This is a genomic window from Reyranella sp. (assembly GCF_017305915.1).
In the GTDB taxonomy this organism is placed as follows: Bacteria; Pseudomonadota; Alphaproteobacteria; order Reyranellales; family Reyranellaceae; genus Reyranella.
This window is the reverse complement of sequence record NZ_JAFKJN010000034.1, coordinates 1-20,670: the sequence shown is the minus strand read 5'-3', so window position 1 is coordinate 20,670 and position 20,670 is coordinate 1. Positions and strand designations below refer to the sequence as shown.

General features: G+C 67.9%; 20 protein-coding genes. 12 read left to right on the top strand and 8 right to left on the bottom strand.

Annotation, left to right across the window (positions count from 1 at the left end):
• Window positions 1-62: 62 nt before the first annotated feature.
• From J0J01_RS28035 to J0J01_RS28020, 4 genes are all read left to right on the top strand, one after another.
• Window positions 63-2,027, top strand: a complete 1,965-nt coding sequence (locus J0J01_RS28035; RefSeq protein ID WP_296386868.1) for a carbohydrate porin — start codon at window positions 63-65, stop codon at window positions 2,025-2,027.
• 18 nt (window positions 2,028-2,045) lie between these two features.
• Window positions 2,046-3,794 (top strand): ABC transporter permease subunit, encoded by a 1,749-nt coding sequence (locus J0J01_RS28030; protein WP_296386867.1) that lies wholly within the window; start codon window positions 2,046-2,048, stop codon window positions 3,792-3,794.
• Window positions 3,795-3,806: 12 nt separating this feature from the next.
• Window positions 3,807-5,105: a nitrate/sulfonate/bicarbonate ABC transporter ATP-binding protein gene (locus tag J0J01_RS28025; protein ID WP_296386865.1), complete on the top strand. Its 1,299-nt coding sequence runs from the start codon at window positions 3,807-3,809 to the stop codon at window positions 5,103-5,105.
• Between the two features lie 103 nt (window positions 5,106-5,208).
• Window positions 5,209-6,234, top strand: a complete 1,026-nt coding sequence (locus J0J01_RS28020) for an aldo/keto reductase (RefSeq protein WP_296386863.1) — start codon at window positions 5,209-5,211, stop codon at window positions 6,232-6,234.
• 2 nt (window positions 6,235-6,236) lie between these two features.
• On the opposite strand, the gene J0J01_RS28015 is transcribed toward J0J01_RS28020, so the two are convergent.
• A complete protein-coding gene (locus tag J0J01_RS28015) occupies window positions 6,237-6,863 on the bottom strand; it encodes a hypothetical protein (RefSeq protein ID WP_296386861.1) in 627 nt (208 codons plus the stop codon).
• A gap of 14 nt (window positions 6,864-6,877) precedes the next feature.
• Between J0J01_RS28015 and J0J01_RS28010 the strand changes: the two genes are divergently transcribed.
• Window positions 6,878-7,705, top strand: a complete 828-nt coding sequence (locus tag J0J01_RS28010) for an amidohydrolase family protein (RefSeq protein ID WP_296386859.1) — start codon at window positions 6,878-6,880, stop codon at window positions 7,703-7,705.
• Complete coding sequence (locus J0J01_RS28005) at window positions 7,702-8,526, top strand: amidohydrolase family protein (protein WP_296386857.1); 825 nt, start codon at window positions 7,702-7,704, stop codon at window positions 8,524-8,526. The genes J0J01_RS28010 and J0J01_RS28005 overlap by 4 nt, the downstream gene beginning before the upstream one ends.
• A gap of 146 nt (window positions 8,527-8,672) precedes the next feature.
• On the opposite strand, the gene J0J01_RS28000 is transcribed toward J0J01_RS28005, so the two are convergent.
• On the bottom strand, window positions 8,673-9,098 hold the full coding sequence (locus tag J0J01_RS28000; RefSeq protein ID WP_296386856.1) for a CHRD domain-containing protein: 426 nt from the start codon (window positions 9,096-9,098) through the stop codon (window positions 8,673-8,675).
• Entirely contained in the window at window positions 9,095-10,837 is a 1,743-nt protein-coding gene (locus J0J01_RS27995) for an NAD(P)/FAD-dependent oxidoreductase (protein ID WP_296386854.1), read from the bottom strand. Before J0J01_RS27995 ends, J0J01_RS28000 begins: the two co-directional genes overlap by 4 nt.
• A 57-nt stretch (window positions 10,838-10,894) precedes the next feature.
• Between J0J01_RS27995 and J0J01_RS27990 the strand changes: the two genes are divergently transcribed.
• Together J0J01_RS27990 and J0J01_RS27985 are read left to right on the top strand one after the other, a co-directional pair.
• Window positions 10,895-11,728: a DMT family transporter gene (locus tag J0J01_RS27990; RefSeq protein WP_296386853.1), complete on the top strand. Its 834-nt coding sequence runs from the start codon at window positions 10,895-10,897 to the stop codon at window positions 11,726-11,728.
• Window positions 11,729-11,760: 32 nt separating this feature from the next.
• Window positions 11,761-12,900, top strand: coding sequence for an amidohydrolase family protein (locus J0J01_RS27985; protein ID WP_296386851.1), 1,140 nt, complete (start codon window positions 11,761-11,763; stop codon window positions 12,898-12,900).
• On the opposite strand, the gene J0J01_RS27980 is transcribed toward J0J01_RS27985, so the two are convergent.
• Window positions 12,882-13,049, bottom strand: a complete 168-nt coding sequence (locus J0J01_RS27980; protein ID WP_296386849.1) for a hypothetical protein — start codon at window positions 13,047-13,049, stop codon at window positions 12,882-12,884. The two genes, J0J01_RS27985 and J0J01_RS27980, sit on opposite strands and share 19 nt — an antisense overlap.
• Here J0J01_RS27980 and J0J01_RS27975 point away from each other — a divergent pair.
• Window positions 13,036-13,446: an Ldh family oxidoreductase gene (locus J0J01_RS27975; protein ID WP_365738603.1), complete on the top strand. Its 411-nt coding sequence runs from the start codon at window positions 13,036-13,038 to the stop codon at window positions 13,444-13,446. The genes J0J01_RS27980 and J0J01_RS27975 overlap by 14 nt on opposite strands.
• Before the next feature lie 68 nt (window positions 13,447-13,514).
• Here J0J01_RS27975 and J0J01_RS27970 read toward each other — a convergent pair whose 3' ends face one another.
• The 3 genes from J0J01_RS27970 to puuE form a co-directional block, all read right to left on the bottom strand.
• Window positions 13,515-13,913, bottom strand: a complete 399-nt coding sequence (locus tag J0J01_RS27970) for a hypothetical protein (protein WP_296386848.1) — start codon at window positions 13,911-13,913, stop codon at window positions 13,515-13,517.
• Between the two features lie 36 nt (window positions 13,914-13,949).
• Entirely contained in the window at window positions 13,950-14,414 is a 465-nt protein-coding gene (locus J0J01_RS27965) for a hypothetical protein (protein WP_296386847.1), read from the bottom strand.
• A gap of 109 nt (window positions 14,415-14,523) precedes the next feature.
• Window positions 14,524-15,432: an allantoinase PuuE gene (gene puuE, locus J0J01_RS27960; protein WP_296386846.1), complete on the bottom strand. Its 909-nt coding sequence runs from the start codon at window positions 15,430-15,432 to the stop codon at window positions 14,524-14,526.
• Between the two features lie 40 nt (window positions 15,433-15,472).
• Between puuE and J0J01_RS27955 the strand changes: the two genes are divergently transcribed.
• Together J0J01_RS27955 and J0J01_RS27950 are read left to right on the top strand one after the other, a co-directional pair.
• The gene (locus tag J0J01_RS27955; RefSeq protein WP_296386844.1) at window positions 15,473-16,711 is read left to right on the top strand and encodes a Zn-dependent hydrolase; all 1,239 of its coding nucleotides are present in this window, start codon (window positions 15,473-15,475) and stop codon (window positions 16,709-16,711) included.
• 126 nt (window positions 16,712-16,837) lie between these two features.
• Window positions 16,838-17,989, top strand: coding sequence for a M20 family metallopeptidase (locus J0J01_RS27950; RefSeq protein ID WP_296386843.1), 1,152 nt, complete (start codon window positions 16,838-16,840; stop codon window positions 17,987-17,989).
• Between the two features lie 565 nt (window positions 17,990-18,554).
• Here J0J01_RS27950 and J0J01_RS27945 read toward each other — a convergent pair.
• Window positions 18,555-18,683 (bottom strand): hypothetical protein, encoded by a 129-nt coding sequence (locus J0J01_RS27945; protein ID WP_296386841.1) that lies wholly within the window; start codon window positions 18,681-18,683, stop codon window positions 18,555-18,557.
• Window positions 18,684-18,893: 210 nt separating this feature from the next.
• On the opposite strand from J0J01_RS27945, the gene J0J01_RS27940 reads away from it, so the two are divergent.
• On the top strand, window positions 18,894-20,501 hold the full coding sequence (locus tag J0J01_RS27940; protein WP_296386839.1) for an NAD(P)/FAD-dependent oxidoreductase: 1,608 nt from the start codon (window positions 18,894-18,896) through the stop codon (window positions 20,499-20,501).
• Window positions 20,502-20,670 lie beyond the last annotated feature (169 nt).

Genomic DNA, 20,670 nt, shown 5'->3' with positions numbered 1-20,670 from the left:
AATCCGGCCAAGCCCTGATCCTCCCGGTTCATCTGCCGCCCGATCGATCGGGGAGATGAACCATGACGACCAATTCGCGCGTCCGCTCCCTCGCGGCGCTCATCATTTTTTTCACCCCGTCTGCCGGACTGGCCACCGACAGGGCCAACGACGGCTTCTATTTCGGCGGCCATGTCGGCTACCTGTTCGGCACCGGCACGGCGACGCTGGGCGATCCCGCGGGCACGGCCTCGTCCGGCGGCAGCAACGCGATCGGCCAGACCTTCGGCGGCGTGCAGGCCGGATGGCAGACCACCCTGCCGTCGCGCTGGATGGTCGGCATCGAGCTCGATCTCTCCTTCATGGATGCCCGCGACGGCGGCGAGGTCCTGTCCTACCGCACGACCCAGGCGGGCTATGCCGACGATCAGCTCGAATATCTCGGCACGGCGCGCGGCCGGCTGGGCTATGCGATGGGCCCCTGGACGCCGTTCATCACCGGCGGCCTCGCCTTCGCCAGCACCCGCTGGGGCCGCACCGACCTCACCACCGGCAACCAGGATGCGACGCCGGGCCAATGGCGGCTGGGCTGGACGCTGGGCGCCGGCGTCGACTACGCGCTCGACCGCCGCTGGTCGGCTCGCGCCGAGTATCTCTACACGCAGTTGCCGCTCGCCGGCTTCTCCTTCGCATCGCCCGCGCGCTACGACTCGCTCTACGACATCCATCGCCTGCGGGTCGGGCTGAACTACCACTTCGGCGCATCCGATATCGACGCGACGGAGACGGCCGACGATCGCGGGCCGGGCACCTGGGAGCTGCACGGCCAGACGACCTTCATCTTCCAGGGCTATCCGCCGTTCAACTCGCCCTACGAGGGCACCAACAGCCTGCCGGGCGTCGGCCAGTCGCGCGAGACCTGGACGGTCTCGGCGTTCCTCGGTGTGCGGCTGTGGCCGGGCGGCGAGCTCTACTACAATCCCGAGCTGCTGCAGGGCTTCGGCGTCGCCAACACGGTGGGCGCCGCAGGCTTCCCCAACGGCGAGGCGCAGAAGTCGAGCTTCTCCTTCCCGCGCTACAATACCTCGCGCCTGTACCTGCGCCAGGAGTTCGGGCTGGGCGGGCCGACGGAAACGACCGAGAGCGACTACGGCCAGCTTGCCGGCGTGAAGGACGTCTCGCGGCTCACCGTCCAGGTCGGCAAGTTCGCCGTCCACGACCTGTTCGACGGCAACGACTATGCCGAGGACCCGCGCACCGACTTCCTCAACTGGTCGATCTGGGCGGCCGGCGCCTTCGACTATCCCGCCGACCGGCTGGGGCTCACCTACGGCGTCGCCGCCGAGCTGAACCAGGCGCGTTGGGCGGCACGGCTCGGCTATTTCCTGGTCGGCAACCAGCCCAACGCCAACGTCTTCGACATGAGCCTGTTCAGCCGCGGCGGCTATGTCGGCGAGCTCGAGATGCGCTACGCCCCCTGGGGCAAGAAGGGCGTCGCCAAGGTCGGCACCTGGCTCACCAGCACCTTCGCCGGCTCCTACAACGATGCCGCGGCGCTGGCTCTGGCCTTGGGCGTGCCGGCAGCGGACACCGTCGCGCAGACGCGCCAGGGCCGCACCAAGTACGGCTTCTATCTCAACCTGCAGCAGGACATCTCCGACACGCTCGGCCTGTTCGGCCGCTTCAGCTGGAACGACGGACGCAGCGAGATCAGCGCCTTCACCGACATCGACCAGAGCCTGTCGCTCGGCCTGCAGCTCAAGGGCGCCTCGTGGGGCCGTCCCGACGACCGCATCGGCCTCGCCGGCGCCTGGAACATGATCTCGCCCGACCACAGCCGCTTTCTCGCGGCCGGCGGCCTCGGCGTGCTGGTCGGCGATGGCCGGCTGACCTATGCGAGCGAGAACGTCATCGAAGCTTTTTATGCTTTGCAGATGACCAAGGGACTGACCGCGACGGTCGACTACCAGCTGCTGGCCAACCCGGCCTATAACGCCGACCGCGGACCCGTGCACGTGTTCAGCGGACGGCTGTCGGCGCGCTTCTGACGGATCGTGGAGCAGCACATGGCGCGCACCCGACGGATAGAGGTCGATCAGCCGCCGCTGGGCCTCGCCGGCTCGGGGCTGAAGCCGAACCTCTACGACCTCACGATCTTCATCCTGATCGCCGCGGGCTTCGTGGCGCTGGCCCATGGCGCGCGCGAGATCGCCGCCCCGGCCGAGCGGCTGGTCGGCCAGCCGATCGTGCTCGATCCCGCCTACCTGCCGGAATATGCGCTGCGCACCACCCTGCGCATGTTCGCGGCGATCATCGCCTCGCTGATCTTCACCTTCGTCATCGCCACGCTGGCCGCCAAGAGCCGCAAGGCCGAGCTGGTCATCCTGCCGGCGCTCGACATCCTGCAGTCGGTGCCGGTGCTGGGCTTCCTCACCTTCACCGTCGCCTATTTCCTGCGCCTGTTCCCGGGCAGCGAGCTCGGCGCAGAGTGCGCCGCGGTGTTCGCCATCTTCACCAGCCAGGCCTGGAACATGGCCTTCAGCTTCTATCAGTCGCTGCGGACCGTGCCGCGCGACCTGGTCGAGGTCGGCCGCCACTTCCGCCTCTCGCCGTGGCTGAGCTTCTGGCGGCTCGAGGCGCCGTTCGCCGCGCCCGGCCTGATCTGGAACACCATGATGTCGATGTCGGGCGGCTGGTTCTTCGTCGTCGCCTCGGAGGCGATCACGGTCGGCGACACGACGATCAAGCTGCCGGGCATCGGCTCGTGGCTCGCCGTCGCGATCGACGCCAAGGACATCCGCGCCGTCGTCCTGGCGGTGATCGCCATGGCGGTCGTGATCCTGCTCTACGACCAGCTGGTGTTCCGCCCGATCGTCGCCTGGGCCGACAAGTTCCGCTTCGAGCAGACCGCGGCGCGCGAGCGGCCGCAGTCCTGGGTCTACGACCTGTGGCGGCGCGCCCGGCTGGTCCGCCGCACGGCACAGGTCATGGGCTCGGCGGTGCGCCTGGTCGAGCGTCTGACACCACGCCCCGCGCCGCCGCCGGCGGAGTGCGACCGCACCGTCTCCGCCCGCCTGTTCGATGTCCTGTGGATCGCGCTGGTGCTGGCGCTGGTCGCCTACGCGCTGTGGCGCATCGTGCTCTTCACCCGCGCGACGCTGGGCTTCGACGACGTGGTCACCGCCTTCGGCCTCGGCCTGCTGACCTTCACCCGCGTCGCCGTGCTGATCGCGCTGGCGAGCGCCATCTGGGTGCCGATCGGCGTCTGGATCGGGCTCAGGCCGTGGGCCGCCACCCGGGTGCAGCCGGTGGCGCAGTTCCTCGCTGCCTTCCCGGCCAACGTGCTGTTCCCGATCGCCGTGGTCGCGATCGTCGCCTGGCGCCTCGACCCGAACATCTGGCTGAGCCCGCTGATGGTGCTGGGCACCCAGTGGTACATCCTGTTCAACGTCATCGCCGGCGCCTCGGCCTTCCCGACCGACCTGCGCGAGGCCTCGACCCTGTTCCGCCTGCGCCAGTGGCAGTGGTGGCGGCACGTCATCCTGCCCGGCATCCTGCCCTATTACGTCACTGGCGCGCTGACCGCGGCGGGCGGCTCGTGGAACGCCGCGATCGTCGCCGAGGTCGCGAGCTGGGGCGACACCAAGCTGCACGCCGCGGGCCTCGGCGCCTATATCGCCGACGCGACGACCGCCGGCGACTATGCCCGCGTCGTGCTCGGCATCGGCGTGATGTCGGTCCTGGTCGTGTCCTGCAACCGCCTGCTGTGGCGGCCGCTCTACCGGCTGGCCGAACGGCGCTTCCGTCTCGAGTGAGGAGCTCGCCCCATGATGGACAAGCTGGACGAACTGCTGATCGTCGACCATATCCGCCAGGCCTACCCGAAAGGCAGCGGCGAGGACCTGCTGGTGCTCGACGACGTCAATCTCCGCCTGCGCGACAACGAGATCGTCTCGCTGCTCGGCCGCTCGGGCTGCGGCAAGTCCTCGCTGCTGCGCATCATCGCCGGCCTGATGCCGTCGACCGGCGGCAACGTCTCGATCGGCGGCCGGCCGGTGAGCGGCCCGGCGCCCGAGGTGGCGATGGTGTTCCAGACCTTCGCCCTCTTCCCCTGGCTCACCGTGCTCGAGAACGTCGAGCTCGGGCTGGAGGCGCAGCGCGTGCCGGCGGCCGAGCGCCACAAGCGCGCGCTGGCCGCGATCGACCTGATCGGCCTCGACGGCTACGAGAGCGCCTATCCGAAGGAGCTGTCGGGCGGCATGCGCCAGCGGGTCGGGCTGGCCCGCGCGCTGGTCGTGCATCCGCGCATCCTGCTGATGGACGAGGCCTTCTCGGCGCTCGACGTGCTGACCGCCGAGACCCTGCGCACCGACCTGCTCGACCTGTGGAGCGAGGGCCGCATGCCGATCTCCTCGATCCTGCTGGTGACCCACAACATCGAGGAGGCGGTGCTGATGTCGGACCGTATCGTGGTGCTGGCCTCCAATCCCGGGCGCATCTCCGCCGAGATCAAGGTCGACCTGCCACAGCCGCGCAACCGGCTCGATCCCGCCTTCCGCCGCCTGGTCGACGACATCTATGCCCGCATGACCGCGCGCGCGGCCAAGCCGTCGCAAGGCCTCTTCCCCGGCACCGGCATCTCCATGCACCTGCCGCGCGTGTCGCCCAACTTGATGGCCGGCCTGATGGAGCAGGTGGCGGCCGAGCCCCATCGCGGCAAGGCCGACCTGCCGGCGCTGGCCGGGCCGCTGCAGATGGAGATCGACGACCTGTTCCCGGTGGCCGAGACGCTGCAGCTTCTGCGCTTCGCCGAGGTGGCCGAGGGCGACATCAAGCTGACCGACGCGGGCCGCCGCTTCGTCGATCTCGCTCCCGACGATCGCAAGCGGCTGTTCGCCCAGCAGGTGATGGCCTACGTGCCGCTGGTCGGCCACATCAAGCGGGTGCTCGACGAGCGCGAGAGCCACGCCGCCCCGGCCAGCCGCTTCCGCGACGAGCTCGAGGACCATATGTCGGTGCAGTTCGCCGACCAGACCCTGCGCACCGCGACGTCGTGGGGTCGCTTCGGCGAGGTCTTCGCCTACGACGAGGACACCGGCGTGTTCAGCCTCGACAACCCGGCGTAGCAAGCCTCGCCATTCCTATGGCATTCCGTCCGGCTGATTCCAGCCGGACGGAATGTGCTCTAGACTTGGCCGAACGACACCTGCGAACTCCCGAGGAAACGCCATGACTCTTCCCCGCCGCCGCGTCGGTAAGACGCGCCTCGAAGTCACCACGCTCGGCCTGGGCGGCGCGCCGATGGGCGGCTTTCGCGCCAACATCTCCGATGCCGAGGCGGTGGCGCTGACCGACGACGCCTACGAGCTCGGCGTGCGCTACTTCGACACCTCGCCGTTCTACGGCTACGGCCGCAGCGAATTGCGCATGGGCGCGGCGCTGCGCGAGAAGCCGCGCGACAGCTACGTGCTGTCGACCAAGATCGGCCGCATCATGCACGCCCTGAAGCCGGGCGAGAAACCGCCCGCCGACTTCCGCGAGAACGGCCTGCCGGGCTTCGCGCCGGCGTTCGACTACACCTACGACGGCGTGATGCGCTCGCTGGAGCATTCGCACTTCCGGCTCGGCATCTCCAGGATCGACATCGCGCTGGTGCACGACGTCGACTTCTGGACGATCAAGGACCGCGCGATCCTCGACCAGCGCTTCAAGACGGTGATGGACTCGGGCTTCAAGGCGCTCGACGAATTGCGCAAGGCCGGCGTGATCGGCGCGATCGGCGTCGGCATCAACGAGAGCGACACGTCGCTGCGCTTCATCCAGGCCGGCGATTTCGACTGCATGCTGCTGGCCGGCCGCTACACCCTGCTCGAGCAGGGCGGGCTCGAGGCGTTCCTGCCCGAGTGCGTGAAGCGCGGCGTGTCGGTTATCCTCGGCGGCCCGTACAACTCCGGCATCCTGACCGGCGGCGTGAAGGACAACACCACCCACGACTACGTCCAGGCCCCGGCGCCCCTGATCGACAAGGCGCGCAAGATCGAGGCGGTGTGCAAACGCCACGGCGTCGAGCTCGGCGCGGCGGCGATGCAGTTCCCGCTGTTCCATCCGGCGCTGTGCGCGGTGATCCCGGGCGCGCTCAGCGCCGTCGAGGTGAAGCAGAACGTCGAGCGCCTGTCGGTGAAGATCCCGACCGAGCTGTGGAGCGAGCTGAAGCGCGAGAAGCTGCTCGACGCGGCGGCGCCGACGCCGAACTGAAATCAGAGCTGCACGCTCGCGGTGCAGCTCTTCCAGGCTTCGTTCTCGACCAGCGTCGACTGGCTGACCTGCAGGCGGGTGCAGCCGTCGATCGCGCGAAGGCTCGTCTTCACCGAGTCGGCGAGCGCCTTGGGCACCCACGGGCTGAGCGTGATCCGGCGGATCCAGCCGAGCTTGATCGGGTAGTTCTTGAACTCGACGGCTTCCGTCGCGCTGACATAAACCAGCCTGAATTCCTTTTCATCGGCGTAGGGCGCCCGCTTCAGGAAGGGCAGTTCCTCGACATCGATGCGCTTGAGGCGTCGGGCGTCGGTGATCGTGCGGTACGTCATCAGCCCGCTCCGGACGTCCGGCTGGCCCTTGAACCCTGCGGTCAAGGCATCGCGATTGAACTCGAGGCGTACGCCGTCCGTGCCGTGGGAGAACACGCGCCAGTGATGATAGGTCTCGTTCTGCGCGGTGAAGCACAGCGCCAGGACGGTCTCCGCCTTCTTGTGGCGCTTGTATTCCGCCATGAAGTACGCGTCGTTGCGATCGTCCCAGGTTGCTGGATTCAGCAGGGTGATCTGCCTAGTCTGCAGCAGATGGATCGTGGCCGCGAGATTGGTGTAGCGGTGCAGGACGGGCATCTCGGAGGAATGAGATGAAGATCATCGACGCGCAAGTCCATATCTGGCGCCAGACCATCTCACCGCCGACCGGCAAGCACCGCAAGGTGAGCCAGGTCACCGCCGAGGAGATGCTGAAGGAGATGGACGAGGCCGGCGTCGATGCCGCGCTGATCCATCCGCCGATGAGCTGGGACCCGACCTCGCAGGACATGGCGCTGGAGGCGGCGAAGAAATACCCCGACCGCTACGCCGTGATGGGCAGTTTCGATCCCAAGAATCCGGCCAACAAGGCGCTGATCCCGACCTGGCGCAAGCAGCCCGGCATGATGGGCCTGCGCTGGGCGCTGCTGCACCCGCCGGAGCAGAAGCTGCTGCACGAAGGCGCGCTCGACTGGATCTGGCCGGAGGCCGAGAGGGCCGGCCTCGCGATCGGCATGATGGGCGGCATCTTCCTCAAGGAGTTCCGCGGCATCGCCGAGCGTTACCCGGGCCTCAAGCTGATCCTCGATCACTGCGGCCTCAACCGGCTCGGCCAGGATGCCGAGGCCTTCATCCATCTCGACGAGATGACGGCGCTCGCCAAGCTGCCCAACGTCGCGGTCAAGATGACCGGCGCGCCGCACTATTCGACCCAGCCTTATCCGTTCAAGAACATCCAGGACGGGCTGCATCGCATCTTCGACGCCTACGGGCCCGACCGTTTGTTCTGGGGCACCGACATCACCCGCATGCCCTGCACTTATCGGCAGTGCGTGACTTTCTTCACCGAGGAGCTGCCCTGGCTGAAGGGCCAGGACCTCGAGAAGGTGATGGGCCGCAGCCTCTGCAAGTGGATCGGCTGGGACTACAAATTCTCATGAAGATCATCGACGCCCAGGTTCACCTGTGGTCGCAGACCGTCATCCAGCCGGTCAGCGGACATCGCCAGGTCCAGAGCTTCACCGCCGAGGAGCTGCTCGCCGAGATGGCGGAAGCCGGTGTCGACGGTGCGCTGATCCATCCGCCGTTCAGTTGGGATCCGACCTCGAACGCTTTGGCGATCGAGGCGGCGAGGAAGCACCCGGATCGCTTCGCCATCATGGGCCAGTTCCCGCCGGGCGATCGGGCCAACGAGACGCTGATCCCCGGCTGGCGCCGGCAGCCCGGCATGATGGGCATGCGCTGGGTGATGATGTATGGCGACCAGCCCCGCCAGTTCCGGGAAGGGGTTTTCGACTGGATCTGGCCCGCAGTGGAGAAGGCGGGACTGCCGGTCGCTCTGCTGGGCGGCAACTACCTCGACAGGTTCCGCTGGATCGCCGAGACCCATCCGCGGCTCACGCTGATCCTCGACCATTGCGGGCTGAAGTCGGGCGCCAAGGATGAAGCGGCGCTGGAGCACCTCGACGAGGTAGTGGCCTTGGCCAAGCTGCCGAACGTGGCGCTGAAGGCGACCGGCGCGCCGGGCTACTCGACCGAGCCCTATCCGTTCCGCAATCTGCACGATCCGCTGCATCGTCTGTTCGACGCGTTCGGCCCGGACCGCTTCTTCTGGGGCACCGACATCACCCGCATGCCTTGCACGTACCGGCAGTGCGTCACCTTCTTCACCGAGGAGCTGCCGTGGCTGAAGGGCCAGGACCTCGAGAAGGTCATGGGCCGCGGCCTCGCGAAGTGGATCGGCTGGGACTTCAAGTTCTAAGCGTTTCCTCCCCTTCGCGGAGTCCGCGAAGGGGAGGTGCCCGCGTCTTCGCGGGCGGAGGGGTCATAAGCCGCACACTTGTGGCCCATGACCCCTCCGTCGGCGTAAGACGCCGACACCTCCCCATCTGAATGGGGAGGAAAAGATCAGCGACTCGGCACGACCGGACCGCGCACCTCGCCGCCGGGGAACCTCTCGGTCTTGAGCACGACGTACCAGCGGCCGGCCTCGAGGTCGGCCGCCTGCCGGTCGGTCAAGGTCGCCGCGCCGGGATGCGGATTGCCTTCGAGCGGCAGGTTGATCGGCACGATCGCCGAATCGGTGCCCTCGATGTCGGGTCCGCGGAACTCGGCCCAGGTGATCGGGCCGCTCAAGCCGCGATAGTCGAGGCTCCAGGTCAGGATGCGACGCGCCGGCGAGTAGCTTGCCCGCAACGTCGCCCAGCCGGAGGTCTCGCCTTGCAGCGTGGCCGTGAAGCGCGGCTTCTTCTCGAGCGGATCGCCCGGATAGAAGCTGCCGCAGCCGGCGAGCAGCAGCGCCGAAACCAGAAGCGTCGCGATCCTCATGCTCATGCCTTGTGATGCACCGGAGCGCGAGCGTAGACCGGCGTCGCGATCCCCTCCAGCCGCGCCTTGAGTTGCAGCGCGAGGAAGCGCGAATAGTGCCGCGACTGGGCGAGGTTGCCGCCGTGGAACCACAATCCTTCCTGCGCCGTCGGCTTCCACATGTTGCGCAATTCGCCTTCCCACGGGCCGGGGTCCTTGGCAGTGCCGGAGCCCAGGCCCCACACCTTGCCGACCTTGTCGGCGACCTCGGACGAGATCAGCGCCGCCGCCCACTGGTTCATCGAGCCGTAGCCCGTCGCATAGACGATGAGGTCGGCCGGCAGCACGGTGCCGTCCTTCAGCACCACGCCGCTCTCGGTGAGCCGATCGATCTCCGAGGTCCCGAGCTTGATGTCGCCGGAGGCGATCAGGTCGGACGCGCCGACATCGATGTAGTAGCCCGAGCCGCGGCGCATATACATCGTGCCGATGCCGCTCTCGTCCGCGCCGAAGGTGAGCTTGAATCCAGCCTTCTCGAGCCGCGCATAGAAGTCGGCATCCTCCTGGCGGATGCGCGCCGTCATCGGCTGCGACGCCGCAGGCTGCAGGGCGTAGGGCAACGAAGCGACGGTGAAGTCGGCTTTCTCCGTGGTGATGCCCTTGGCGACCGCCTCTTCCGAGTAGAGCGGCCGGTTGCGCGCCAGCGAGTCGGACCGCATCACCAAAGTCGGCGAACGCTGCAGCATGGTGACGTCGGCGCCGTGCTCCCACAGGTCGGCCGCGATGTCGTGCGCCGAGTTGTTCGAACCGACGACGATGCAGCGCTTGCCCGCCCAATTCTCGCCGCCGCCGTGCTGGCTCGAATGATGCTGCTTGCCCTTGAACGTGTCGGCGCCCGGAAACGTCGGGATCTCCGGGAAGCCCGACATGCCGGTGGCGAGCACGAGGTGTTTGGGCCGCACGGTCAGCGTCTTGCCATTGCGCTCGACCTCGACGGTCCATTCGCGCTTCTGCTCGTCCCAGGCCGCGCGCTTGCACGGCGACGACGACCAGTAATCGAGCTCCATGATCTTGGTATAGGACTCGAGCCAGTCGCCCATCTTGTCCTTGGGCGTATAGATCGGCCAATGGTCGGGGAACGGCAGGTACGGCAGATGGTCGTACCAGACCGGATCGTGCAGGCAGAGCGACTTGTAGCGCTTGCGCCAGGCATCGCCCGGCCGCCCGTGCGCATCGACGACCAGCGCCGGCACGCCGATCCGCTTCAGCCGCGCCGCCAGGCCGATGCCGCCCTGGCCGCCACCGACGATCAGCACGAACGGCTGGCGCGTGACACCGAGCTCGTCGGCATCGGCGCGCCGGCGATCGCCCCAGGTGACGCGGTCCCTGAGCGCACCGTGCTCGGTGCCGAACGGGCGGGTCGGGCCGGCCTGCTCCTCGAAGCCCTTCAGCTCCATCAGCGCGGTGAAGAGCGTCGAGGCCTTGCCGTCCTTCAGCCGGACATGACCGCGGCCGCGGCCGACTGAGGTCTCGAAGGCGAACCAGCCCTCGTCGCCGTCCGTCGCGAAGCCCGACGGCCTCGCGTCGGCCAACCGGGCCTTCAGCATGTCCGCAATCGCCGGCCGGCCTTCGAAGGTGACGATGTTCCAGGTGAAGGCGACGAGGTCGCGCCAGTAGCTGTCGTCGATGAACAGCGCGGCCGCATCGCCGTCGCCGCGTTCGAGGGCCGCCGCGAAGCGCGCCAGCCAGGATTGGGTTTCGCTCACTGCCTGTTGGTAACGCGCGGCAATCCCCCTCGCAACGTGATAGGACCTCACGTCGAAATGCCGCGCCTGATCCTGATCATCACGCTGGCGATGCTGGCCTTCGCCGGCAACTCGCTGCTCTGCCGCGTGGCGCTGCGCGACACGGCGATCGATGCCGCGAGCTTCACCTCGATCCGGCTCGCCGCAGGCGCGCTGATGCTGATGGTGATCGTGCGCGTCCGCGGCGGCCGGCCCGCCGACGCCGGAAGCTGGCCGGCGGCCTTCTGCCTGTTCGCCTATGCCGCCGCCTTCTCCTTCGCCTACCGCCAGCTCACCGCGGCGACCGGGGCGCTGCTGCTGTTCGGCGCGGTGCAGACGGCGATGCTCTCCTGGGGGCTGGCGAAAGGCGAGCGGCTGCGGCAGCTGCAGATCGTCGGCCTGCTCGTCGCGGTCGGCGGCCTGGTCTACATGCTGCTGCCCGGCCTCAGCGCGCCGCCGCTCGCAGGCGCTGCCTTCATGATCGCGGCCGGCATCGCCTGGGCGGGCTACTCCCTGCTCGGCCGCGGCGTGAAGGACCCGACCAGCGCCACCGCCGGCAACTTCCTGCGCGCGGTGCCGTTCGCTGCGGCGCTCAGCCTCGCGATGTCCATGCATACGACGGTCGACCCTACCGGCGCGCTCTACGCCGTCGTTTCGGGCGCCATCACGTCGGGCCTCGGTTACGTCCTGTGGTACGCGGCGCTGCCGGCACTGACGGCGGCGTCGGCGGCGGTGATCCAGCTCAGCGTGCCGGCGATCGCAGCGCTCGGCGGCGTCGTCCTGCTCGCCGAGCCGTTGTCGAGCCGCCTAGTGATTGCATCGGTCACGATCTTGGGCGGGATTGCGTTGACGATCTTGCGTCCGCGCACCTGACGGGCGGATGATCGGTCCCAGGAGGACCGGTTATGAAGTACGACGTCATTTCCGCCGATGGCCATGTCGACCTGATCTGGCTGCCGCCCGACCTCTTCACCAAGAATGCCTCGGCCCAGTTCAAGGACCGCATGCCCCACGTCGTCGATGGCCCGAAGGGTCGCGAGTGGGTGAGCGCCAAGGGCGCCAAGTTCGGGCTGATGAACGGCATGGGCTCGGCCGGCCGCGAATACGTGCCGGGCGTCATCCATCGCTCCGACCGCATGGCCTCGACCGGCCTCTATGACGACGGCAAGAAGGGCATCCGCCGCCTGACCGAGGTCGATCTGCGGCTGAAGGACCAGGACCGCGACGGCGTGCAGGCCGAGATCCTCTACGGCGTGCTGGGCTCGAGCGGCCGGCTGAACGACCCCGAGGCGGCGCTGGAGATGCTGCGCATCTACAACGACTGGCTCCACGATTTCTGCCAGGCCGCGCCCGACCGGCTGGTCGGCCTGGCCAACATCCCGAACTACAACATGGAAGAGTCGGTCGCCGAGGCGATGCGCTGCGCCAAGCGCGGGGTGCGCGGCCTCGACATCGCCAACCGGCCCGACATGGTGCCGCTGTGGGACGAGCACTGGGAGCCCTTGTGGAAGTTCGGCCACGAGACCGGCATTCCGCTCCACTTCCACACGATCGGCGGCCGCTCGCCGGACTACACGAAGTTCCCGCAGCATGTCGTGCGGCGCATCCAGGCCGTGCACATCACCGGCTTCCAGATGCACATGAGCACCATGCTGATGGGCCTGATCTTCTCCGGGGCGCCGGCGCGCTACCCGAACCTCAAGATCGTGATCGGCGAGGCCGGGCTGGGCTGGATCCCCTACGTGCTGCAGCACATGGACCTCGAATGGGAGGACCAGTTCCAGGACCTCGACCTCAAGATGAAGCCCAGCGAGTACTGGTACCGGCAGTTCTACGCGACCTACCAGACCGATCCGGTCGGCGTGGAGCTGCTGCACCGCCTCGGCGAGGACAACGTGATGTGGGGCTCGGACTTCCCGCATCCCGACGGCATCTGGCCCGACAGCCAGGAGTTCCTGGGCCGCGAGCTCACCGGCGTCTCGGCCGAGGCGCGGCGCAAGATCGTCCGCGACAATGCCCTGAAGCTCTACCGGCTGGGCAACTGACCTCTCCCGCTCTCCAGCCCGAACGACTGATCGCCTTCGCCGCGGCCGTCTACCAGACGGCCGGCATGCCGCCGGCGGACGCCCGGCTGGTCGCCGACACGCTGGTGCGCCCCGACCACCGACGCCGCGGCGGCGATCGATGGCATCATCCTGCCGATGGCGGGACACAAGGGCTACGCGATCGCCGCCATGATGGACATGCTGTCGGGCGTGCTGACCGGCAGCGCCTTCGGCACCGGCGTGGCCGGCCCCTACCAGACCGAGCGCAAGAGCGGCGCCGGCCAGATGATGATCGTGCTCGACATCGCAGCCTTCCAGCCGCTCACCGAGTTCGAGATGCGGATGGAGCGGATGATCGCGGAGCTGAAGGCCGTGCCGCTCGCCGTCGGCCACCAGGAGATCTTCTATCCCGGCGAAATCGAGGCCCGGAACGAGGCGCGGCACCGGCGCGAGGGCCTGGTGCTGCCGCCCGACACGATCCGCGACCTGGAGAAGGTCGCCGCCGCGTGCGGCGTGCCGCCGCCTACGGCCGCTCGATCCGGCTGACCTGGCGGGCGAGGCCGTTGCGGCATCGATGCAGCATCGCCGAAAGAAGGAGCCAACGCGCCATCGGCCTACGACCCCGCCCTGATGTCGGCCACCTGCTGGGCCAGCCCGATCTTGCGGCTGCAGGCCGGCCAGTGCGAAGCGCCGCCGCGCTCGAAGATGATGTACTTGGCCAGCGCCGAGGCCTGCGCGTAGTCGTTGGCGACGATCGCCGCTTCCTGGAGGGAGAGGGTGCGGCCATCGCGCTCGCGGACGAAGCCGATCACGGTGCGCGGCTCGAATTGGAAGCGGCCGACATAGCGGCCATGGCCGGCCCCCTGCCCGCTCTCGCAGTCGGCGAGCTGGGCGACCAGCGCATCCTTGCGCTGCTCGAGCAGCAGGGCGCGGTCGGGTTGGGACGGCGGCGGTTTGTGGCAGCCGGCCAGCAGCAGAAGCGGGGCAAGGAGAAATAGGCGGCGGACGGGCATGGCCCAATAACCACGCCGCCTGCGAATAGTTTCCGGCTACTGCGCCTGCGCCGACTGGATCTCGGAGACCTGCTGGTACAGGCCGAGCTTGCGGGCGCAGGCCGGCCAGGCGCTCACCTGGCCCTGCTCGAAGATCATGTACTTGGCGAGGTCCTTGGCCCGCTCGTAGTCGTGGGCGAGGTCGGTCGCCTCGCGCAGGCTCAGCACCATGCCGTCGCGCTGCTGCACCATGGCCCGCACCGTGGTCGGCATGAACTGGAAGCGGCCGACGAACATCCCGCGGAAGCCGTAGATCGGCCGGTCGGACTCGCCATGGCCGCCGCTCTCGCAGGTCGCGAGCTCGCGCATCATCTCGTCCTTGCGGCTCTCCACGGCAGCGGCCTTGGCCTCCGCAATGGACATGGCCGGGCCCGGCATCTGCCTGGGCTGCTGGGCGGTTTGGTGGACGCAGGCCCCCAAGGCCAGCGACGAAAGCCCGAAGGCGAGGACTGTTGCTTTCATGCAACAGTCCCCTAGCGGCCCTATCGGGGGGCTGTAAACCCCAGTTATCCACAGGTCCGGATAAGGTTGCGATTCCGATTGTGATGTTTCGACCAAAGTCAAGCCGCAATCACGCCGCCGGATGGACCGTCATCCAGTGCTCCGCGATCTGTTTGCGAGTCGCCACCCACACTTTCGGCTTCGAAAGCACGTAGTCGAGGAAGCGCGCCAGGGTGAGCGCCCGGCTCGGCCGCCCGGCCAGCCGGCAATGGATGCCGACCGACATCATCTTCGGGCTGCGCGCGCCCTCGGCATAGAGCAGGTCGAAGGAGTCCTTCATCGCCTGCAGCCAGCCGTCGGCGATCGCGAAGCCCGGCGCCACCGCGAACTTCATGTCGTTGACCTCCAGCGTGTAGGGGATGACCAGGTGCGGTCGGCCCTCCACCCTGACCCAGTAGGGCAGGTCGTCGTTGTAGGAATCGCTCGAATAAAGGAAGCCGCCGTGCCGGATCACGGCCTGCAGCGAGTGCTTGCCGAAGCGGCCGGTGTACCAGCCGACCGGCGGGATGCCGGCCGAGTCGGCGATCGCCTTCACCGCCCTGGCGACATGGTCGAGCTCCTGCTCCAGCGTGAAGTCGCGGTAGTTGATCCAGCGCCAGCCGTGGCTCGCCACCTCGTGGCCGGAGGTCGCCATCGCCTTGCCGGCGGCGGGGTTCAGCTCCAGCGCCCGGCCGACCGCCCAGGAGGTGAACTTCAGGCCGCGCTCGTCGAAGGTCCTGAGGATGCGCCAGAAGCCCGCCCGGCTGCCGTACTCGTACATCGACTCGGTCGAGTAATCGCGCTCGCCGACCAGCGGCGTGCCGCCCGGCGTCTCGGTCAGGAAGACCTCCGAGCCCGCATCGCCGTTCAGGATGGTGTTCTCGCCGCCCTCCTCGTAGTTCAGCACGAAGCTGACGGCGATCCGGGCATCGCCCGGCCATTGCGGATCGGGCGGGTTGGGGCCGTAGCCGATCAGGTTCCGGTCGAGATGGTTGTGCATCGCTCACTCCGCTCGGTATAGACCCGCCGAAGGAGCTAGCATGAGTGGGGCCGAATCCGTCAACCAACAGCGCCTGTGGCAGCGCCATGCCGACATGGCGAAACTGGGCGGCACGCCGAAGGGCGGGGTGAACCGCCAGGCGCTGTCGCCGGAGGATGCGGCGGCGCGCAACCAGCTGATGGCCTGGGCGAAGGTGCGTGGCTTCGAGGTCTTCACCGACGCCATCGGCAACCTGTTCGTCCGCCGGGCGGGCAGCGACACCGCCGCCGCGCCGGTGGTGAGCGGCAGCCACATGGACAGCCAGCCGACCGGCGGCCGGTTCGACGGCATGTACGGCGTGCTCGCCGCCTTCGAGGCGCTCGAGGCGCTGGAGGATGCCGGCGTCGCGACCAAACGCCCGGTGATGGCCGTCGCCTGGACCAACGAGGAGGGCTCGCGCTTCCAGCCGGGCGCCATGGGCTCGGCGGTGTTCGCGGGCCACTACAAGCTCGACGACATGCTGCAGCAGAAGGACTGGAAGGGCGTCCTGCTGAAGGATGCGCTGGCCGAGACCCTGCAGACCGCCCCCGCCCCGGCGCGCCCGGGCACCGGCTTCGCGCTCGATTCCTATGTCGAGGCGCATATCGAGCAGGGCCCGCGGCTGGAGAACGAGCGCAAGACCATCGGCGTGGTGACGGCGATCCAGGGCAGCCGGCGCTACATCGTCACGATCGACGGCGAGGAGGCGCATGCCGGCACCACGCCGCGCGCCGCCCGCAAGGACGCCTACGCCGCCGCGACCCGCATCGCCGCCGCCATGTACGAGGCGACGACCGACGCCGACGACACGCTGCGCTTCACCATCGGCCGGGTCGAGGTGGCACCGGGCTCGCCCAACACGGTGCCGGGCAAGGTCGTCTTCACCATCGACATGCGCCATCCGCGCAACGACGTGCTGGAGGCCCACGAGAAGACGCTCGAGGCCATCGTCGCCGCCAAAGCCGCCCCTTGCCCCGCCGGCATCGAGCGGGTGACCAACGTGGCGCCGACCGACTTCGACCCCAAGGTGATCGGGCTGGTGCGGGACAAGGCGCAGGCCCTCGGCCTCGCCAACATGGACATGCCCTCGGGCGCCGGCCACGACGCCATGCACATCGCCCGGCTCTGCCCGACCGGCATGATCTTCGTGCCCTGCGAGCGCGGCATCAGCCACAACGAGATCGAGAACGCGACGCCCCAGGACCTCGCCGCCGGCACGAGGGTGCTGGTCGAGGTGCTGGAGGCGCTGGCCAATCGGTAGACCAACCAACCGTGTCATCCCGAGACCCCGTGTCATCCCGAGCGGAGCGAGGGATCCATGAAGCCATGAGCATAGATCCCTCGCTCCGCTCGGGATGACACAGACGACGGGAATGAAGGAACGATCATGAAAAAAGACCTCGTCTCCCTCCTGTCCGACCTGATCGCGCTGCCGAGCCCCTACCCGCCCGGCACGTCGGTCGAGATCTGCGCCTATGCCGCCAAGCGCCTGCGGAAGGCCGGCTACAAGGTCGAGATCGCCACCCACAAGAAAGGCGTCGACAACGTCGTCGCCCGCCGGAAGGCGCCAGGAAAGCAAGGGGCCAAAGGCCCGGTCATCGCCTTCAACGCCCATGTCGACACGGTGGGCGTGGGCGAGAGGACCAACTGGAAGAGCGATCCCTTCAAGGCCCTGGTGAAGGGCGGCCTCGTCTACGGGCTGGGCGCCGGCAACTGCAAGGGCAGCATGGCGGTGCAGCTCTGGCTCGCCGAGGAGATCGCCCGCCGCGGCGGCCCGGCGAAGGGTGAGCTGATCTTCACCTTCGTCGCCGATGAAGAGAATCTCGGCCCGGAAGGCATGGAATACCTGCGCAAGAGCGGCAAGGTGCGGCCCGACGCGCTGATCCTGGGGGCGCAGACCGAGAACAACCTGATCGTCGCCGAGCGCGGCGTGATGTGGGCCCGCCTCACCACCAGGGGCAAGGCGGCGCATGCCGGCAACCCGGACGCCGGCGACAACGCCATCCTGCGCATGATGCGGCTGGTCGGCGCCCTCTCCTCTTACTACGACAAGGCGCTGCCCAACCGCCGCTCGGGCGCCATGAAGTCGACGGTCAACATCGGCATGTTCCATGGCGGCCACAACACCAACGTCGTGCCGTCGGCCTGCACCGTCGAGATCGACCGCCGCCTGCTGCCCGACGAGAAAGTGAAGGACGCCTTCGCCGAGCTGAAGAAGGTGGTCGACGGCGCGGGCGAACCGAAGAGCCAGTACACGGTCGAGTTCCTGACCGGCACCAACGGCTTCGCAGCCCCGGCGAACGGCCAGGCGGTCGCGGCTTTCGAGGCGGCGGTGAAGCAAACCGGGCGCAAGGTGAAGTTCCTCAACGCCACCGGCGTCTCGGACGGCCGCTACTACGCCGACGACGGGATCGAGATCATCAACTTCGGTCCCGGCTCGGGCGCCCAGGGCCACGCCGCCAACGAGAGCGTGCCGATAGACGAGATGGTCGAGGCGGCGGAGATCCAGCTCGACGTGGTGCAGCGGCTGCTGTCCTGAGAGGGGCCGGCAGTCCACGAAAGTCCACAGGAGTCCACACTTGTGTGGACCGGTTCGATGCCGATGGCGTCGGCGTTTTCGGCTCGGAGTCCACGAATCCACCGACTCCGGGGGCCCCTGCAAAAACACTCTATCCGCCGTCCGGGAATGCCGTCCGGGAATATTCGTAACGTGGCGCATCATCATGCGCGCCACCCTGCCTCACGGCGCGTCGAACACCTATTATGGGCAATGGAACGCGCGCATCCTGAGGCAACACAGGGCAAATCGACCGTTCCATTGCCCATAATGAACTCGCCGCGCGCGCGAAATCTGCGGCCGTGGAGAGGCGCGGGCGCGGTTTGCCCGGAAATCGAGGATCGGCCTGCGGGAAATTTACGCCGGCCGGAAAAAGAAATTTCGGACGATCGTTTCAACTGTATCCGCGGCGCTGTGTAAGGCCCCGGCTTGATCACACCCGCGACGCGCCGGCCGGGGGCAAGCTTGCCCCGATGATAAAGGTCGATCAGCTCATCCTTGCGGCGGTGGCGTGCCTGGTGGCAGTCCACCTGCTGGGCGGCGCCGGCTAGGTTACGGGCGGCGCGGAGAACTGCAGGAAGCTGACCTGCAGGGCGGCGAGACCGAGCAGGGCGGCGATCAGCATGTATTCCAGGGCCGTGGCGGCCCGCTCGCACTTCATCAAGCGACGGAACATGGACGGACTATAGGGGGCACGGCGGTTGAGGCCGCAGGACCCAAGGGTTTCAATTGTCTTCTTCCTCCCCATTCAAATGGGGAGGTACCGGCGTCTGACGCCGGCGGAGGGGTCATAGGCCCCATCCGCAGTGCGGCTCATGACCCCTCCGTCGCGGATTACCGCGCCACCTCCCCATATGAATGGGGAGGAATTTGCTATCCTGACCTCATGCAATTCGACGCGATCATCATCGGGGCGGGCATCTCCGGCCTCTACCAGCTCCACTGCCTGCGCAAGCTCGGGCTCAAGGCCCACATCTTCGAGTCAGGGACCGGCGTGGGCGGCACCTGGTACTGGAACCGCTATCCCGGCGCGCGCTTCGATTCGGAGAGCTATTCCTACGGCTACTCCTTCTCCCAGGAGCTGCTCGACGAATGGGACTGGACCGAGCATTTCTCGCCGCAGCCCAAGACGCTGGAATACCTGAACTTCGTCGCCGACAAGCTCGACCTGCGCCGCGACATCACCTTCTCGGCCCGCGTGACCGCAGCTCATTGGCAAGAGGCGACGCGCGACTGGCACGTCACGCTGGAGGACGGCAGCCGCCACGACGCGCGCTTCCTGATCACCGCCATCGGCCCCCTCTCCGCCCCGACCATGCCGAAGATCGAGGGGATCGACAGCTTCCGGGGCCTCTCCTGCCACACCGCGCGCTTCCCGAAGGAGCCGATCGACTTCACGGGCAAGCGGGTCGCGGTGATCGGCACCGGCGCCACGGGCGTGCAGACCATCCAGGAGGTGGCGAAGACGGCCAGGACGCTGACGATCTTCCAGCGCACGCCCAACTGGTGCGCGCCGCTGCACAACGGGCCGATCACCAAGCAAGAGATGGCGGAGATCCGCCCGCGCTATCCGGAGATCTTCGCGCGCTGCCAGGAGACCTTCTCCTGCTTCCTGCATTCGCCCGACCCGCGCGGCACCTTCGAGGTCACCCAAGAGGAGCGCGAAGCCAAGTGGGAGCAGCTCTACGGCTCCAAGGGCTTCGGCATGTGGCAGGGCAACTTCCGCGACATACTCACCGACCGCAAGGCCAACGCGGCGCTCTCCGACTTCGTGGCGCGCAAGATCCGCCAGCGGGTGAAGGACCAGGCGACGGCGACCCGGCTGATCCCGACCAACCACGGCTTCGGCACGCGGCGGGTGCCGCTCGAGACCAGGTACTACGAGGTCTACAACCAGCCGAACGTGCGGCTGGTCGACATCAAGCAGACGCCGATCGAGCGGATCACGGAGAATGGCATCCGAGTTGGCGGCCTCAAGACCACGGCGGAGCAATTCGACTTCGACATCATCATCTACGCCACGGGCTTCGACGCCATTACCGGCAGCTTCGACCGCATCGATCTCCGGGGCGCCGACGGCCTCAGGCTGAAGGACAAGTGGAAGGGCGGCCCGCAGACCTGGTTGGGCGTGCAGGTCGAGGGCTTCCCCAACATGTTCATGGTGATGGGCCCGCACACCGCGCTGGGCAACATCCCAAGATCGATCGAATACAACGTCGACTGGGTCACCGGCGTGATCCGCCACATGCGCGACCACGGCCTGACCCGCGGCGAATGCACGCCGGCGGGCGTGCAGGACTGGACCGATCACGTGAAGGCGCTGGGCGAAGGCCTGCTCTCCAACGAGGTCGATAGCTGGATGACCGGCATCAACCGCAACGTCGAGGGCAAGACCGAACGGATCGTGGCGCGGTACTCGGGCAGCGCGCCGGCGTATCGCGCACGGTGCGATGCGGTGGCGGAGGGTGGGTATCGGGAGATGCGGTTGGCCTAGCTCGTGCGGGACGATCTTCCGTTAGGGAAGGTCTGACCAAGTCACGCAATGACGGCGTCGCCGGTCCTTGGTCTCGTAGTCGGCTCTTTTCCGTCGGAAGCCGTCACGAATGGGCGCAGAAGGCTCCGTATTTGCGGTGAGGTGCCGGCGTTCTCGCTGTCTCGCCCCT

Excerpts from the sequence above, each read along its gene's own strand:
- J0J01_RS28035 (WP_296386868.1), top strand. The coding sequence starts at position 63 with ATGACGACCAATTCGCGCGTCCGCTCCCTCGCGGCGCTCATCATTTTT.
- J0J01_RS28030 (WP_296386867.1), top strand. The coding sequence starts at position 2,046 with ATGGCGCGCACCCGACGGATAGAGGTCGATCAGCCGCCGCTGGGCCTC.
- J0J01_RS28025 (WP_296386865.1), top strand. The coding sequence starts at position 3,807 with ATGATGGACAAGCTGGACGAACTGCTGATCGTCGACCATATCCGCCAG.
- J0J01_RS28020 (WP_296386863.1), top strand. The coding sequence starts at position 5,209 with ATGACTCTTCCCCGCCGCCGCGTCGGTAAGACGCGCCTCGAAGTCACC.
- J0J01_RS28015 (WP_296386861.1), bottom strand. The coding sequence starts at position 6,863 with ATGCCCGTCCTGCACCGCTACACCAATCTCGCGGCCACGATCCATCTG.
- J0J01_RS28010 (WP_296386859.1), top strand. The coding sequence starts at position 6,878 with ATGAAGATCATCGACGCGCAAGTCCATATCTGGCGCCAGACCATCTCA.
- J0J01_RS28005 (WP_296386857.1), top strand. The coding sequence starts at position 7,702 with ATGAAGATCATCGACGCCCAGGTTCACCTGTGGTCGCAGACCGTCATC.
- J0J01_RS28000 (WP_296386856.1), bottom strand. The coding sequence starts at position 9,098 with ATGAGCATGAGGATCGCGACGCTTCTGGTTTCGGCGCTGCTGCTCGCC.
- J0J01_RS27990 (WP_296386853.1), top strand. The coding sequence starts at position 10,895 with ATGCCGCGCCTGATCCTGATCATCACGCTGGCGATGCTGGCCTTCGCC.
- J0J01_RS27985 (WP_296386851.1), top strand. The coding sequence starts at position 11,761 with ATGAAGTACGACGTCATTTCCGCCGATGGCCATGTCGACCTGATCTGG.
- J0J01_RS27980 (WP_296386849.1), bottom strand. The coding sequence starts at position 13,049 with ATGATGCCATCGATCGCCGCCGCGGCGTCGGTGGTCGGGGCGCACCAG.
- J0J01_RS27970 (WP_296386848.1), bottom strand. The coding sequence starts at position 13,913 with ATGCCCGTCCGCCGCCTATTTCTCCTTGCCCCGCTTCTGCTGCTGGCC.
- J0J01_RS27965 (WP_296386847.1), bottom strand. The coding sequence starts at position 14,414 with ATGAAAGCAACAGTCCTCGCCTTCGGGCTTTCGTCGCTGGCCTTGGGG.
- puuE (WP_296386846.1), bottom strand. The coding sequence starts at position 15,432 with ATGCACAACCATCTCGACCGGAACCTGATCGGCTACGGCCCCAACCCG.
- J0J01_RS27955 (WP_296386844.1), top strand. The coding sequence starts at position 15,473 with ATGAGTGGGGCCGAATCCGTCAACCAACAGCGCCTGTGGCAGCGCCAT.
- J0J01_RS27950 (WP_296386843.1), top strand. The coding sequence starts at position 16,838 with ATGAAAAAAGACCTCGTCTCCCTCCTGTCCGACCTGATCGCGCTGCCG.
- J0J01_RS27945 (WP_296386841.1), bottom strand. The coding sequence starts at position 18,683 with ATGTTCCGTCGCTTGATGAAGTGCGAGCGGGCCGCCACGGCCCTGGAA.
- J0J01_RS27940 (WP_296386839.1), top strand. The coding sequence starts at position 18,894 with ATGCAATTCGACGCGATCATCATCGGGGCGGGCATCTCCGGCCTCTAC.